General features: G+C 75.8%; 17 protein-coding genes. 7 read left to right on the top strand and 10 right to left on the bottom strand.

The window, feature by feature from the left end:
* The first annotated feature begins 5 nt into the window (after positions 1–5).
* Positions 6–962 (top strand): NADPH:quinone oxidoreductase family protein, encoded by a 957-nt coding sequence (locus OF117_RS07240; protein WP_263552142.1) that lies wholly within the window; start codon positions 6–8, stop codon positions 960–962.
* Between the two features lie 45 nt (positions 963–1,007).
* On the opposite strand, the gene OF117_RS07235 is transcribed toward OF117_RS07240, so the two are convergent.
* Complete coding sequence (locus OF117_RS07235) at positions 1,008–2,279, bottom strand: nucleotide disphospho-sugar-binding domain-containing protein (protein ID WP_263552141.1); 1,272 nt, start codon at positions 2,277–2,279, stop codon at positions 1,008–1,010.
* Between the two features lie 11 nt (positions 2,280–2,290).
* Entirely contained in the window at positions 2,291–2,884 is a 594-nt protein-coding gene (locus OF117_RS07230; protein ID WP_263552140.1) for a TetR/AcrR family transcriptional regulator, read from the bottom strand.
* 227 nt (positions 2,885–3,111) lie between these two features.
* On the opposite strand from OF117_RS07230, the gene OF117_RS07225 reads away from it, so the two are divergent.
* Entirely contained in the window at positions 3,112–3,678 is a 567-nt protein-coding gene (locus OF117_RS07225) for a hypothetical protein (protein WP_263552139.1), read from the top strand.
* Positions 3,679–3,799: 121 nt separating this feature from the next.
* Positions 3,800–4,633, top strand: a complete 834-nt coding sequence (locus tag OF117_RS07220; RefSeq protein WP_263552138.1) for a pentapeptide repeat-containing protein — start codon at positions 3,800–3,802, stop codon at positions 4,631–4,633.
* Positions 4,634–4,676: 43 nt separating this feature from the next.
* On the opposite strand, the gene OF117_RS07215 is transcribed toward OF117_RS07220, so the two are convergent.
* The 4 genes from OF117_RS07215 to OF117_RS07200 all read right to left on the bottom strand — a co-directional run bounded on the left by OF117_RS07215 (position 4,677) and on the right by OF117_RS07200 (position 7,131).
* Positions 4,677–5,687, bottom strand: coding sequence for an amidohydrolase family protein (locus tag OF117_RS07215; protein WP_263552137.1), 1,011 nt, complete (start codon positions 5,685–5,687; stop codon positions 4,677–4,679).
* Positions 5,684–6,067, bottom strand: coding sequence for a metal-sulfur cluster assembly factor (locus OF117_RS07210; RefSeq protein WP_263552136.1), 384 nt, complete (start codon positions 6,065–6,067; stop codon positions 5,684–5,686). Before OF117_RS07210 ends, OF117_RS07215 begins: the two co-directional genes overlap by 4 nt.
* A 46-nt stretch (positions 6,068–6,113) precedes the next feature.
* Positions 6,114–6,866, bottom strand: a complete 753-nt coding sequence (locus OF117_RS07205) for an IclR family transcriptional regulator (protein ID WP_263552135.1) — start codon at positions 6,864–6,866, stop codon at positions 6,114–6,116.
* A 61-nt stretch (positions 6,867–6,927) separates the two neighbouring features.
* Entirely contained in the window at positions 6,928–7,131 is a 204-nt protein-coding gene (locus OF117_RS07200) for a DUF5703 family protein (RefSeq protein WP_263552134.1), read from the bottom strand.
* A 117-nt stretch (positions 7,132–7,248) separates the two neighbouring features.
* Between OF117_RS07200 and OF117_RS07195 the strand changes: the two genes are divergently transcribed.
* Both OF117_RS07195 and OF117_RS07190 read left to right on the top strand, forming a co-directional pair.
* A complete protein-coding gene (locus OF117_RS07195) occupies positions 7,249–7,521 on the top strand; it encodes a hypothetical protein (protein ID WP_263552133.1) in 273 nt (90 codons plus the stop codon).
* 34 nt (positions 7,522–7,555) lie between these two features.
* Positions 7,556–7,735 (top strand): hypothetical protein, encoded by a 180-nt coding sequence (locus tag OF117_RS07190; RefSeq protein ID WP_263552132.1) that lies wholly within the window; start codon positions 7,556–7,558, stop codon positions 7,733–7,735.
* Positions 7,736–7,796: 61 nt separating this feature from the next.
* On the opposite strand, the gene surE is transcribed toward OF117_RS07190, so the two are convergent.
* The 4 genes from surE to OF117_RS07170 form a co-directional block, all read right to left on the bottom strand.
* Positions 7,797–8,555, bottom strand: coding sequence for a 5'/3'-nucleotidase SurE (gene surE / locus OF117_RS07185; RefSeq protein WP_263552131.1), 759 nt, complete (start codon positions 8,553–8,555; stop codon positions 7,797–7,799).
* Positions 8,552–9,532, bottom strand: coding sequence for a PfkB family carbohydrate kinase (locus OF117_RS07180; protein WP_263552130.1), 981 nt, complete (start codon positions 9,530–9,532; stop codon positions 8,552–8,554). Before OF117_RS07180 ends, surE begins: the two co-directional genes overlap by 4 nt.
* Positions 9,533–9,704: 172 nt before the next feature.
* A complete protein-coding gene (locus tag OF117_RS07175) occupies positions 9,705–11,645 on the bottom strand; it encodes an AAA family ATPase (protein ID WP_263552129.1) in 1,941 nt (646 codons plus the stop codon).
* Positions 11,646–11,697: 52 nt separating this feature from the next.
* The gene (locus OF117_RS07170) at positions 11,698–12,678 is read right to left on the bottom strand and encodes an aldo/keto reductase (protein WP_263552128.1); all 981 of its coding nucleotides are present in this window, start codon (positions 12,676–12,678) and stop codon (positions 11,698–11,700) included.
* 215 nt (positions 12,679–12,893) lie between these two features.
* Here OF117_RS07170 and OF117_RS07165 point away from each other — a divergent pair, with 215 nt between their 5' ends.
* Together OF117_RS07165 and OF117_RS07160 are read left to right on the top strand one after the other, a co-directional pair.
* Complete coding sequence (locus tag OF117_RS07165) at positions 12,894–13,730, top strand: undecaprenyl-diphosphate phosphatase (RefSeq protein ID WP_263552127.1); 837 nt, start codon at positions 12,894–12,896, stop codon at positions 13,728–13,730.
* A 112-nt stretch (positions 13,731–13,842) separates the two neighbouring features.
* Positions 13,843–14,538 (top strand): histidine phosphatase family protein, encoded by a 696-nt coding sequence (locus OF117_RS07160; RefSeq protein WP_263552126.1) that lies wholly within the window; start codon positions 13,843–13,845, stop codon positions 14,536–14,538.
* Positions 14,539–14,589: the final 51 nt, after the last annotated feature.

The raw sequence follows: 14,589 nt of genomic DNA, 5'->3' as shown, positions 1-14,589 counted from the left end.
CGGGCATGCGCGCATGGCGGGTCCACGAGCTGGGCGAACCCTCGAAGGTGCTGAGCCTCGACGACGTCGAGCGGCCGCAGCCGGGCGAGGGGCAGGTGCTGGTGAAGGTGCGGGCCGCGGCGCTCAACTTCCCCGACCTGCTCATGGCCATGGGCACCTACCAGGAGCGGCCACCGTTGCCGTACACGCCCGGCATCGAGCTGTGCGGCGAGATCGAGGGCACCGGGCAGCGGGTGATCGGCACGCCGTCCGGCGGCTGGGGCGCCTTCGCCGAGTACGCGCTCATGGACGCCGACTACGCCTTCCCGGTGCCCGACGGCATGAGCGACGAAAAGGCCGCCGCGCTCCACCTGACCTACCAAACCGGCTACGTCGGCCTGCACCGCCGCGCGAACCTGCAGGCGGGGGAGTGGCTGCTGGTGCACGCCGGCGCCGGTGGGGTCGGGACGGCGGCCATCCAGCTCGGCAAGGCCGCCGGCGCGCACGTGATCGCCACCGCCGGAGGGCCCCGCAAGGTCGATGTCTGCCGCGCGCTCGGCGCCGACCACGTGATCGACTACACCACCGACGACTTCGTCCCGGTCGTCAAGGAGGTCACCGGCGGGCACGGCGCCGACGTCGTCTACGACCCGGTCGGCGGCGACGTGTTCGACAAGAGCCGCCGCTGCATCGCCTTCGAGGGGCGGCTGGTCGTCGTCGGCTTCACCAGCGGCCGCATCCCCGAGGCGCCGGCCAACCACGTGCTCGTCAAGAACTACAGCGTCGTCGGCCTGCACTGGGGCCTCTACCGGAAGATGGACCCGGCCCGCTTCGGCATGGTGCACGAGGAGCTCAGCCGCCTCGTCGTCGACGGGCACATCGACCCGGTGATCGGCGAGGCCCGCCCGCTGGCGGAGGCACCGCAGGCGCTGCAGTCGCTGGCCGACCGCGGCACCGTCGGCAAGGTCGTCCTCACGCCCTGATGCGGAGGCCGGGAGCGCAGGACAGCTGCGCTCCCGCGCTCCGCATCAGGCCGGCCGGGGCACGACGCGCCGACGGGCCACGGCCTCCAGCTCGTCGACCAGCGCGGTGCCGGCCGCATCGGCGCGCAGTCGCGCGCCGAGGGCCCGCGCGCCCCGGCGGTAGGCCGGGTCGGTGAGCACCTGCCGGACGGCGGCCGCGATCCGCCCGGACGACGCCCGCGCGGGCAGGCCGACGACGGCGCCGTGCCGGGCCGCCCGGACGACGTTGTCGCGCTGGTCGCGACCCATCGGCAGGCACACCGCCGGGACGCCGGCCGCCAGCGCCCGCACCAGCGTCCCGTGCCCGGCGTGCGTGACCACCGCGTCGGCGCGCTCGAACAGCTGCGCGTGGGACGCGGACCGGACGACGGCGATCCGCCCGCTGCCGGGCACCTCGGCCGGGTCGACCGCCGGCCCGGTGGTCACCACGGCGCGGACGTCGAGCGACGCCAGCGCGGCGACGATGCGGCGCAGCACGTCCTCCTGCCGCATCCAGGTCGACGACAGGCCGACCGCGACCAGCGGCCCGTCGCCCGCCGGCGGCTCCACCGGCTCGGCCCAGGCCGGGTCGTCGAGCACCGGGCCGACGTAGCGCACGCCGTCCGGCAGCTCGGCCGGCAGGTCGAAGACGGCCGAGGTGAGCACGAGGACGCGCGCGGCGCGGTCCCACTGCGCCCAGACCGACGGCAGCGGCCCCAGGCCGACGCCCGCGCGGGCGGCGTCCAGATCGGGCAGGCCCCGGTTCCACAGCCGGTCGACCAGGCCGGTGAGCGCCCGGTCGCGGAGCCGGCCCGCCGGGCCGCGCGCGGGGCGCAGCCCGGAGCCGAACGGCGGCAGGCCCGGCGCCGGGCGGCTGTAGACGTTCGGCGAGAGGACGGCGAACGGCACCCCGAGCGACTCGGCGCCGACCATCGCACCGAGCAGCGCAGCGTTGGCGACCACGGCGTCCGCGGGCCGGGTGGCCAGCGCCTCGCGCACGTCGGCAGCCTGCGCGGCGGCCGGCCCGGTGACCAGGCGGTCGCGCAGCCGGCCCAGCAGCGCGGGCGGGTTCCGGAGGACCTCCCAGTCCTTGAAGACGTCGTCCTCGCGGGCGGTCGAGACCCGGTGCGGCGCACGCACCCAGGAGCGGAACTCCGCCCCGGTGCCGGCGAGGTCCGGCGCGATCGTCGGGTCGCCCAGCACCGTGACCGTGTGCCCGCGGGCCAGCAGCCGGCGGACGACACCCACCTCCACCGGGACGGTGCCCCCGCCGTCCCACATCGCGGCCAGGTAGTGCATCGCGGACCTCCTCACGGCGGGGGGGCCAGGGCGGCCCGGACCAGCGACTCCAGGACGGCGGTGGTCTCGGCGCGGCTGTGCCCCAGGTCGCGGCGCAGCAGCTTCCAGGTGCCGACGTCGGTGGCGGCGTACAGCGCGGCGAGCACGCGGCGCCGGGCCCGGGAGTCGTCCGGCAGCTGCCCGGCGAAGACCTCCTCGAGCCAGGCGCGGTGGGTGGCGCGGGCGGCGGCCACGACCTGCCCGACGAGCGGGATGCGCTCGGCCACGGCCTCGACGCGGACGTTGGCGTCACCCAGCCGCTCGTACTGGCGCACCAGGCCGCGGACGGCGGCCCGCACGTCCCCGGGCCGGACCGGCCCGCGCAGCCGCTCGACCTCACCCCGGAGGTGGCTCTCCGTCGTGGCGAGCAGCAGCCCCTCCTTGGAGGAGAAGTGGTTGAGCAGGGTCTGCTGGGTCACGCCCGCCTCCGCCGCGATCCCGGCCAGCGTGACCTCGTCGTAGGGACGGTCGACGAAGGCGTCCCGGGCGGCGGCGAGGATCCGCTCGCGCGTACGGCTGACGCCCTCGGCGCGGGCAGCCATCCGGTACGAGCGCGGCTGCGTCACGGGCGGGAGCGTCGACTCCGCTTGTGTAATGGTCAAGGCAAACCTTGGCCGTGACCCAAGCGAAAGTACCGCCCGACGGTCGGTCGGTACGCCGTGCACCCACTCAGTGCCTCGCCGTGATGAGCAGAGGAGTTCTTCTCACCGCGCATCCAGGACGCGACCGGGCGCGGAAGTGGTCGGTGTACGTCCCCACCGCCCGTACGCGGGCCACACCCCCGAGGAACGCCATGCGACCCACCCGAGCACTCGTCACCACCGCCCTGTCCGCCGGCACGCTGGCCCTCGGCGTGATGGTCGCGCCGCCCGCCGGCGCGTCCACCGACGACGACTCGTCCGCCGGCGGCACCACCACCGTCGTCCTCGATCCCGACCTGGTGCCGGTCCTCGTCGAGGACCTCGGGGTCGAGACCCTCGGGGATGCGGAACTCAGCGCTCCCGACGGCGCGGCCCAGGTGTCGTTCCCCATCACCGAGATCGAGGGCGACGGGGAGATCGAGCACAGCGGCGGCCTGGCGTTCACCACGCTCGACGGGGGCTCGCTGGAGATCCGCGAGTTCGAGATCTCCGTCGACGAGGCGATCCTCGAGGCCGAGGCGACGCTGGACGGAGAGGAGCTGGACGGCGAGGTCGACGTCTTCAACCTCGTCGAGGCGGAGGCGATCGACGGCGCGGTGCCGTCCTGCGACGGCGTCCAGGCCGGGTTGACCCTGACCGCCGCGGCCGCCGAGGCGCTGGGCGCGCCCGACTTCGCCGACGTGTTCGTCGGGGACGCCTGCGTGGTGCCGGAGAGCTGAGCGGCGGTCCTGCCGCGAGCGTGTGCGCTGACGCCCCCTTCCGGGTCCGGACCGGGCGTCAGCGCACACGCTCGCCGGGGCGTCCCGGCAACCGCACCGGGGCTCGTACCGTGGGGTGGCCATGGTCACCCCCTCCGGCGTCCGGCGCCGCGAGCTCACCGCCGACTGCGACCGGTGCGCGGCGCTCTGCTGCGTCGTCCCCGCCTTCGCCCGGTCGGCCGACTTCGCCGTCAACAAGCCGGCCGGCACCCCGTGCCGCAACCTGACGCCCGAGCTGCGCTGTGGCATCCACGCCGAGCTGCGCGGGCGGGGCTTCGCCGGGTGCGCCGTCTTCGACTGCTTCGGCGCCGGCCAGCACGTCACCCAGGTCACCTACGGCGGCCACGACTGGCGGGCGTCGCCGGACGCGGCGGCGATGCCGGAGGTCTTCCGCGTCGTCCGGCAGCTGCACGAGCTGCTCCGCCACGTCGGCGAGGCGCTGGCCCGCCCCGAGGCGGCGGCGGTGCACCCGGAGCTGCGGCGCGTGCAGCGCGAGGTGGAGCGGCGCGCCGACGGCGCACCGGCCGAGCTCGCCGCGCTCGACGTCGACCCGCTGCGCGCCGAGGGAGGCGAGCTGCTGGCGCGGGCGAGCGAGCTGGTCCGCGAGCGGCTGCCGCGGCGGGCGGACGACCGGCGCGGCGCCGACCTGGTCGGTGCGGACCTGCGCGGTGAGGATCTGCGCGGCGCAAGCCTGCGCGGCGCGTTGCTCCTCGGCGCCGACCTGCGCGGCGCCGCCCTGGACCGGGCCGACCTGCTGGGCGCCGACCTGCGGGCCGCCGACGTCCGCGGCACCGACCTGTCGACCTGCCTGTTCCTCACCCAACCCCAGGTCGGCGCCGCCCGCGGCGACGCGCGGACGGGGATCCCCGCCGTCCTCGCCCGCCCGCCGCACTGGACCCCGCCGCACTGGACGTAGCGGCGTGAGAATGTGCGGGTGACCTGCACGTTCTCACGCCGCCTCAGTGGGCCTGCGCGCGGCCGAGCCGGGCCGTGGTCGCCTCGACGTCCATCCCGTGCAGGCGCAGCAGGTTCTCGCCGAGGATCTTGCGCTTGGCCTGGTCGGTGAGCTGCGGATAGCCGTAGCCGTCGCACAGGTCCTGCGGGATGGAGAAGTCCATGAACGCCCGCAGCGCCCACTGCGGGTGGAAGATCGGCGCCTCCGAGCCGTAGACGATCTTGTCCTCGCCGCACCAGAACAGCAGCTTGCCGAGGATCTCGGCGAACAGCCGCGGCGCCCGGACGACGAAGTTGATCGTCGCGGCCAGCGACGCGTACAGGTTGGGGAAGCGGATCAGCTGCCAGCAGGTCTCGTCGAGGAACGGCATCCCCACGTGGAAGATCACGAAGTTGATGTCGGGGAAGTTGGCGGCCGCGCCGTCCATGTCCCAGGTCTGGGTGGCCTCCACCGGCTGCGGGCCCAGCGGGATGCCCTTGTGCACGCCGATGAGGTTCACGCCGAGCTCCTGCGCCTTCTCGAACACCGGGAAGGCGACCTGCGGATCGTCCATCCGCCAGGGGAAGGGCGCCCCGTAGTCGTAGCGGACGTTGTAGAACTTGAACGCCTTGGCGCCGAACTCGCCGACCTGGCGCTCCATCAGGTCGATCGCGCGTCGGCCCTCCAGCGGGTTGACCGAACCCCAGAAGACGGTCCGGTCGGGGTCGCGGGCGGCCAGCTCGGTGCAGGTCTCCCACGGGGACAGCCCGTCGCGGAACAGATCGGTCAGCGGCAGCGGCATCGCCACCAGCATGTCGGTGTCGGACTCGTCGTAGACCATCTGCCGGACGTCGGCCGGCGTCCACTCCCGCAGGAAGTCGTCGGCCGGCATCACCCGCTCGCCCTCGGGCGTCAGGGTGGCGTGGAAGGCGTACAGGTGCTGGGCGAACATCTGCCCGGGCTGCCCGTAGGCGTTCTTCTGCGTGAAGTTGAACGGGTGGGCGACCCCGTCGAACACGAATGCGTCGCCGATCATGAACGGCCTCCCCGGGTGTGTGCGGCGATGTAGGCGTCGCGGTCGGGCACCGCGACCGGTTCGGGCAGGAAGCGCAGCAGCCGGCGCGCGGACTCGGAGAGCCGGTCGGTGGACCAGACCTCGTCCCACACGATCTCCACGGCGCAGGACTCGATCCCCGGCTGCGCGCGGACGGCGTCCTCGACGTCGTCGAGCACGCGGGAGGCGAAGGGGCACCACCCGGAGGTGAGCAGGAGCTCCACGCGCGCGTGCCCGTCCTCGACGGTCACCGACCGCAGCAGGCCCATGTCCACGACGGAGATGCCCTTCTCGCGGCAGCAGGGGTCGTAGACGTCCGCCAGCGCGCGGACCGCCCACTCGGGCGCCGGGGGTCGCGACATGGGGCCATCGTGCGAGCCCGGGCGCGCCGCGGGCAGGGGCCGGTTTTCAGATGCTGGCGACGCCGACGGCCAGCGCGCGGGCCACCCGCGCGGCGCCGGTGCGCAGCGTGCGGTGCACCGCCTCGCGCCGGAGCGCGGACGGCGAGGTCACCACGGCCACCGTGGCGACGTCCCTGCCGGTGAGCACGGGTGCGGCGAGGCAGGTGACGCCGACGGCGTACTCACCCGCGTCGACGGCGAGCTCGCCGGGCGCCGGCAGCCGCAGCCGGCGGCGGTCGACGACCGTCCGCGGCGTCAGGTCGTGCAGCGGGTGGCCCGCCAGGTAGTCCTCCCGCGCGGCGGCGGGCAGGTGGCCGAGGAGGCACTTGCCCAGCGCGGTGGCGTGCGCGGCGTCGTGGATGCCGACCCACAGGTCGACGCGCGGCGCCCGCGGGCTGTCCACGATCTCGGCCACGACGACCTCGCCGTCGGTGAAGCGGGCCAGGTAGACCGCGCCGCCCAGCTCGTCGCGCAGCCATTCCAGGGCCGGGCGGGTCTGGGCGACGACCCGCGCCGCGGTGCCCCGCTGGCGGACGGCGTCCAGCCGGTGCCCGAGCACGTAGGAGCCGTCGTCGAGCCGCTGCAACCAGCCTTCGTGGGCGCAGGTGCGCAGCAGGTGGTAGGTCGTGGCAAGCGGCAGCCCCGCCGCACGGGCGATCTCCTTGGCGCGCGACCGCCGGCCGTCGTGCTCGGCGACGATCTCGACCACGCGCAGGGCACGCTGCACCGACTGGATGAGGGTGGGTCCCGATGCCGCCACGTGCGCCCCTCCGCGCGGTGCTGCCGACACGATGGCAGACCGCGGGCGCGCGGGGGAGGGGCTAGGTGACCGGGCCGGGGAGGTACGAGAGCCGGGATCGCCGGCGCAGGATGACCCTGCGGGTGCCGTCGGGGTGCAGCTGGAGCCTGGCCAGCTCCCACCCCCCGGTGTCGGCCTGCAGGCTCAACATGGTGGCCGCTGCGGACCGGGACGTGCCCGGTGGGATCCGCAGCGGCGCGAACTCGTAATCCGCACCGGCCTCCATGCCCGCCGATTGTGCACGCCGGTCGGCCGGCGGTCGACGGACCCGGGGCTGCCGTACACCCGGCCGGGCGGCATGATCGTGCCCGGCCAGCACCCCGCACGACCGAGGGAGGACCACGTGACCGAGCCCGGTACCGCGCGCGACGTGCCCGATGCCGACCGCGTCGAGCAGGACGAGTTCGTCGACCCGCCGGAGGTCGCCTTCGCCGGCGACGCCGCCGCACCGGGGGAGGACGTGCCCGAGGCCGACGCGCTCGACCAGCAGCTGGTGGCCCGGCCCCGCGGCACCGGCGGGCAACTGCACCCGATCGGCGACCGCGAGGCCGACGACGCCGACGTCCTGGAGCAGGACGCCGTCGTGCCCGTCGCGGAGGACGACCCCGAGCTCTGACCCCCGGCGGTCGGGGGTGGGCAGGATCCGGGTCGTGGCCGGCGTCCTGGTGATCCTGGTGATCCTGGTCGGCCTGCCGCTGCTGGCCTGGTGGCTCGGCGGCCGGAGCTTCTGGAGCCGGCTGGAGCCCGGCGCGGAAGCGGACCTCCACCGCACGCTCGTCCGGCGCCACCGGTTGCGTCCCGGCGAGGTCGTGCAGGTGGCCGCCGGGTGAGAGCGTGACCGCTGCAGGTCGACGGGCGGCGGTGGCGCCGTCCGGCTGGCGGGTTCCCGCGTCAGGCGCCGTCCAGACCGGGCAGGTCGCCGTCGGCCTCGCACGGCGCGTTGAGCAGGGTGACCGTCGCCCACCCGTCGCGCAGCAGCGCGACGTCCGTGCCCGGCTCGGGGTCGTCGGGCACCTCGCTGAAGGTCAGCGTCACGAAGCCCTCGCCGGCCTCGCCGACGTCGGCCTGCACCGCACCGAACGCGGCGAGTCGCGCGGCGTGCAGGCCGCGCAGCTCACCGGGCGGCACGTTCGGCACGTTGACGTTGACCACGGTGGGACCCTGCGGGTTCGCCAGCAGCCAGGCCAGCGCGCGGCGGGCCACCTCCTCGGCGGTGTCCCACTCGGTCGGGTCGGGCGCGGCCAGCGACACCGCGAGCCCGGGGATGCCGTGGGTCGCGCCGGTCAGCGTGGCGCCCACCGTGCCCGAGTGCAGGACGGCGCTGCCGGTGTTCGGCCCGCGGTTGATGCCCGACAGCACCAGGTCGGGCCGGCCACCGAACGCGCCGCGGGCCCCGGTGAAGGCGATGAACCCGGGGGTGGCCTCGACGGCCAGCGCCCGCTCGACCGGGACGCCGTCCAGCGTGCGCTCGTGCACGAGCAGCTTGCCGCCGTCGGCGAGCGCGGTCAGCGAGGCGCTGCTGCCGCTGTACTCCTGGTCGGGCGCGGCGACGACCACCTCCAGCCCCGCCTCGGCCGCCACCTTCGCCAGCCGGTGCAGGCCGACGCTGTCGATGCCGTCGTCGTTGGTCACCAGGGCACGCACGCTCATCCCTCCTCGGCGCGGCGGACGTCGACCCGCTTCGCCAGCCGCTCGATCACGTCCCGCTGGCCGGTCGCCAGCCCCCGGCGCGTCACGTTCAGCGCCCCCGCCGCCGCGCCCAGCCGCAGCGCGTCGACCAGATCGGCGCCGCGGGCCAGCGCGGCGGCGATGCCCGCGGTCATCGAGTCGCCGGCGCCCCGGTGGTCGGCCAGCTGCAGCGGCGGCGGTTCGATCTCCAGCACGTCACCGTCGACGAGGGCGAGCGTGGGATCGCCGGCGCGGGAGATGACCACCGCCTCGGCGCCCTGCTCGGCCATCGCCCGCATGGCCTTCACCAGGGCCGCGGGCTCCTCGCTGTCGGCGCGACCGTCGTCGACGAGGTCCTCGTGGCTGGCCTTGAGCACGGTCACGTGGCCCTCGAGCGCGGCGTCCAGCGGCGGTCCCGACAGGTCGGCCACGACCGGCACCTCGACCGCGCGCAGGTCGGCGGCCAGCCGGCGGTAGGTGTCCGGCGGCACCGACTCCGGCGCGGTCACGCCCAGGGTGTCGGGCCCTCCGAGCGCCGCCACGTCCGCGTCGAGCCCGACCGCCAGGGCGCCGGTGTAGAGCTCGTCGACCTCGTGCCGGGTGAGGGTCGGCGGCGGCACGTTCACCAGCGGCTCGCGATCGCCGCTGCGCCGGTCGTGGATGTAGGAGCCGTTGGGCCGGGCGCACGGCGAGGACCGCACCCGGACCTTCTCCGCGGCGATCAGCCGGTCGAGCGTGAAGCCCGTCTCGCCGCCGAACGCCCCCGCCATCGTGGTGTCGATGCCGAGGATGGTCAGCATCCGGGCCAGCCAGAAGCCCTGGCCGCCGGCGTGCAGGTGGATCTCCGGGTTCTCGTCGACGCCGTTCTCGATGGTGATCGTGAGCAGCGGCGAGGGCGCGAAGACGAAGGCGGTCTCCGGGCCGGGGGGCTCGGCCGGTCCGGTCGGGGGATGGGTCACCGTCACTCCTGTCCCGTGGGGGCGTGCCGGCGGCTGCGTGCCCCGCCGGGGCCGCGCTCACACCCGGCCGCACCTCGGTGCCCGCGGCGATGGCATAGGAAGCTTTGCCCCCGTGTGAGGCCACCATCCCGCAGGCAAAGCTTCCTATGCCATCGGCGGGCCGGCGGGTGGATCAGCCGCCGTTCTCGGCGAGCAGCCGGGCCAGCCGGGTGCGCCGCGGCCGGACGTCGACCTCGCGCACCGCCCGCGCCAGCGCCGCCCCCGACGCGTGCACGATCGACAGGTGCCGCTGCGCGCGGGTGAGCGCGGTGTAGACCAGGGGCCGCGACAGCATCCCACCGGCCTCGGGCGGCAGGACGACGACCACGCCCGGCCACTCCGAGCCCTGCGCCCGGTGCACGGTGATCGCCCAGCCGTGCCGCAGGTCACCCAGTGCCTGCCCGGTCACGGTCACCGGCCCGGAGGCGAAAGCGACGTCGAGCGACCCGTCGCCGGCCTTGGTGACGACGCCGACCTCCCCGTTGGCGAAGCCGACCGGCTCGAGGTCGAGGTGGTTGGCCGTGGCCACGACGCGATCCCCGGCGTCGAAGCCGAGCACCGTGCCCTCGCCCGGGTTGAGCCGCCCCTTGAGCGCGCGGTTGAGCTCGATGGTGCCGGCCGGGCCGCGGTGCACCGGCGTGACCACCTGCACCGCGCCCGGCTCGATGCCCAGCGCCCGCGGGATCGAGTCGGTGACCAGCTGCACCACCCGCCGCGCGGCCTCGGTGCTGCCGCCGGCGGGCACGACGACCACCTCGCGGTCGGGGGAGTCCACCGGCGGCAGTTCCCCGCCGCGCACGGCGGTGGCCAGCCGGGCGATCGCGCCGCCCTCGGCCTGCCGGTACAGCGTGGTCAGCTCCGTCACCGGGACGACGGCGGAGTCGATGAGGTCGCCCAGCACGTGCCCGGGGCCGATCGAGGGCAGCTGGGCCGGGTCGCCGACCAGCAGCAGGTGCGTGCCGTCGGAGCAGGCCTCCAGCAGCGCGGCGGTCAGCTCGACGTCGAGCATCGAGGCCTCGTCGACCACGACGACGTCGGCGTCGAGCGGCCACTCCTCGTTGCGGGCGAAGCCTCCGGAGGTGCCCTGGGCGCCGAGCAGCCGGTGCACCGTCGTCGCCGGGTGGTCGGTGAGCTCCTCCAGCCGCTTGGCCGCCCGGCCGGTCGGCGCGGCCAGCGCCATCTCGCTGCCCTTGGCGCGCAGCAGCTGCACGACCGCCGCGACGGTGCGGCTCTTGCCGGTGCCCGGCCCGCCGGTGAGCAGGCTGACCCCGTGCTCGAGCACCTGCGCGACGGCCGCCTGCTGCGCCTTGTCCAACCCCTTGGCGACGGTGCGCACCGACGCCGGGTCGGCGATCCGCTCCGCCGTCGCGGACAGCCGCTGCACCGCCTCGGCCACCGCCTCCTCGGCCATGCCGTAGCGGGCCAGCGACAGCGCCCGCAGCGCCGGGTCGGGCTCGGCGTCCGGATCCTCCGCTTCGGGTGGCTCGTGCTCCAGCACCTCCCCGGACTCCACCGCGGCGACCACCGCGGCCGCCGGGTCGCCGATGCCCTCGGCACGCAGCGCCGCGACCACCAGGTCGGCCGGCAGGACGGTGTGCCCGTCGCGGCTCGCCGTCCGCAGGGTGAGGGAGACGATGGCGCGGCCGCGGCGGCCGTCCTGCCGGTCGACGCCGGGCAGCAGGGCGATGGCCAGCCGGTCGGCGTCGGTCAGCGTCACGCCGGGCAGACCGAGCAGCGCCCAGGGGTCGTCGCGGAGCCGGCGGGCGGCGTCCGGGCCGAGCGCGTCGGCCACGCCGGTGGCCAGCCGCGCCTCGAGGCCCGCTCCGACCAGCAGCGCCACCACGTCGTACACCGGCTGGGCGGCGAGCCAGGAGGAGAACAGCCGCTCGGCCCGCTGCTTGCCGACCCGCGGGAGCGCCAGCAGCCGGGCTGCAGTGACGTCGTCGGCCGACCGGATGCCGGCGGCCGGCAGCTCGGCGGCGGTGCGCCGGCCCAGGCCCGGCCACAGGCCGGCCGCGCAGAAGGCCGCGAAGACCGGGTCGCCGGCCGGCGCGGGGGCCGCCGGCGCGCTCACGGCCGCTCCCCGGCGCCGTCCGGTCGTGCCCGCGGCGCGTTTCGGGGGTCGGTCACCCCGCCGACCGCCGCTCGGGGTAGCCGAACGGGGGGGCGGAGACGTCCTCCAGCGCCGTCCGGATCGCCGCGGGCAGGCGCACGCCGTCGGCGTCGAGCGAGGCCTGCAGCTGCTGGGCCGTCCGCGCACCGACGACGGGGGCGACCACGCCCGGCCGGTCGCGCACCCAGGCCAGCGCCACGGCCAGCGTGCTGGTGCCCAGCCCCTCGGCGGCGGTGATCACCGCCTCGACGATGCGGTCGGACGTGGCCGAGCGCAGCCCGTCGATGAACGCCTGCCACTGCGGGGACGCCCCGCGGGACTCCGACGGCGTGCTGTGCCGGTACTTGCCGGTCAGCAGCCCGCGGCCGAGCGGCGACCAGGCCAGGACGCCGAGGCCGAGCGCCTCGGCGGCCGGCACGACCTCCCGCTCGACGCCGCGCTGCAGCAGCGAGTACTCGACCTGGGTGGCCACCAGGGGGGTGCGCCCGGGCCAGGCCCGCTGCCAGGTCGCCGCCTGGGCGGTCTGCCAGCCGGTGAAGTTGCTGACGCCGACGTACCGCACCCGGCCCGACGAGACGGCCAGGTCGCAGGCGGCGAGGGTCTCCTCGAGCGGGGTGCTGTCGTCCCAGGCGTGCAGCTGCCACAGGTCGACGTGGTCCAGCCCGAGCCGCTCCAGCGAGGCGTCGAGCGCGGCCAGCAGATGCCCGCGCGACCCGCCGCGGCCCATCGGGCCGGGCATGGTGCGGCCGGCGGCCTTGGTGGCGACCAGCACGTCGGAGCGGGGGACGACGTCGGCGAGCAGCCGACCGAGGGTGCGCTCGCTGTCGCCGTCGCAGTACACGTCGGCGGTGTCGACCAGGGTGCCGCCGGCGTCGACGAACGCCGTGAGCTGCATGGCCGCCTCGTCCTCGTCGGTGTCGCGGCCCCAGGTCATGGTGCCCAGTGCGAGCCGCGACACGACCAGTCCGCTGCGGCCCAGCGCCCGTTGCTCCACGACCGGCCAACCTACCGGCGTGCGCGACGTCGCACCGGCGCGTGCCGGGACGTCCGGGGCGGCGCGGCGGTTCTCGCCGTCCGCCCGCCTAGGGTGACCCCTCGTGCCCGCACGACCCCGCCGCCGTACCACTCCTGCCGCGCCGCCGGAGCGCGGAGACCGCACCCGGAACGCTGCCCGGCCGTCCGGCCCGACCCGTCCCGGCGGGTGCTGACGTGGGCTGGGTCGAGGCGGTCGTGCTGGGGCTGGTGCAGGGCCTGACGGAGTTCCTGCCCATCTCCTCCAGCGCGCACCTGCGGGTCTTCGGCTCGCTGTTCGGGTGGGACGACCCGGGCGCGGCGTTCACCGCGATCACGCAGATCGGCACCGAGGCCGCGGTGCTGCTGTACTTCCGGCGCGACATCGGGCGGATCGTCGTCGCCTGGCTGCACTCGCTGCGCGGCGGCCGGCACGGCCCGACCGACCCCGACGCCCGCATGGGGTGGCTGATCATCATCGGCAGCGTGCCGATCGTCGTCCTCGGCCTGCTCTTCCAGGACCGGATCGAGACGACGCTGCGCGACCTGCGCATCGTCGCCACCGCGCTGGTGCTGTTCTCGCTCGTGCTCTTCTGGGCCGACCGGGTCGGCCGCAAGAAGCGGGAGCTGACCGAGCTGACCGTGGGGCACGGCCTGGTGTACGGCTGCGCCCAGGCGATGGCGCTGATCCCCGGCGTCTCGCGGTCGGGGGGCACGATCACCGCGGGGTTGTTCCTCGGGTACTCGCGGTCGGCGGCCGCGCGCTACTCGTTCCTGCTGGCCGTGCCGGCGGTGCTGGGGTCGGGCTTCTTCCAGGCCTACGAGGCGCTGACCGGCGACGTCGCCGGGGCCGAGGTCGCGTGGGGGCCGACGGTCCTGGCCACCGTGCTGGCCTTCGGCGTCGGCCTCACGGTGATCGCCTGGCTGCTGCGCTACCTCGACCGCGGCAGTTTCGTCCCGTTCGTCGTCTACCGGGTCGTCGTCGGGCTGCTGGTGCTCGGGCTGGTCTTCGGCGGGGTGCTCGCGCCGGTGTGAGCACGGGCGGGACCTCGACGCCTGCCGTCCTGCCCCGTCAGCACGCTCGCGGCAGGGTCCGGGACGCGGCCGATGGGCGGGGACCGGCGCCGACCTGCCTACTCTCGGGACCGTGGCGACCGTCATCCTCCTGCGGCACGGCCGGACGACGGCGAACTCCGGTGGTGTGCTCGCCGGCTGGTCGCCGGGCGTCGAGCTGGACGACACCGGCCGCGCCCAGGTGGCCGCGGTCGCCGAGCGCCTGGCGGCGGTGCCGCTGGTGTGCGTGGTGAGCAGCCCGCTGGAGCGGTGCCGGCAGAGCGCCGCCGCGATCGTCGCGGGCCGCGACCTGGAGGTGCAGGCCGACGAGCGACTGGGCGAGGCGCGCTACGGCGACTGGACCGGCCGCCCGCTCAAGGAGCTGGCCAAGGACCCGCTGTGGAAGGTGGTGCAGCAGCACCCGTCCGCGGCGGTGTTCCCCGGGCCGGAGGGAGAGGGCCTGGCGCAGACCCAGGCGCGCGCGGTGGCCGCCGTCCGGGACTGGAACGCCCGGCTCGGGCCGGACGCGGTGTGGCTGGCCTGCAGCCACGGCGACGTGATCAAGGCGGTGCTGGCCGACGCGCTGGGTCTGCACCTGGACTCCTTCCAGCGCATCGTGGTCGACCCGGCGTCGATCTCGGTGGTGACGTACACCGAGACCCGCCCGTTCGTGTCCCGCGTCAACGACACGGGGGGTGACGTCGGTGCGCTCGTGCCGCCGAAGCGGCGCCGGCGGAGGAAGGCGTCGTCGGACGCGGTGGTGGGTGGGGGCGCAGGACCCGGCGCGTGAGGGCACGGCGCAGGACCCGGCGCGTGAGGGCACGGCGCAGGACCCGGCGCG

Source organism: Geodermatophilus sp. YIM 151500, from assembly GCF_025716945.1.
Taxonomy (GTDB): domain Bacteria; phylum Actinomycetota; class Actinomycetes; order Mycobacteriales; family Geodermatophilaceae; genus YIM-151500.
Note: the sequence above shows the minus strand (reverse complement) of the source record. Positions and strands in the feature narration are given on the sequence as shown.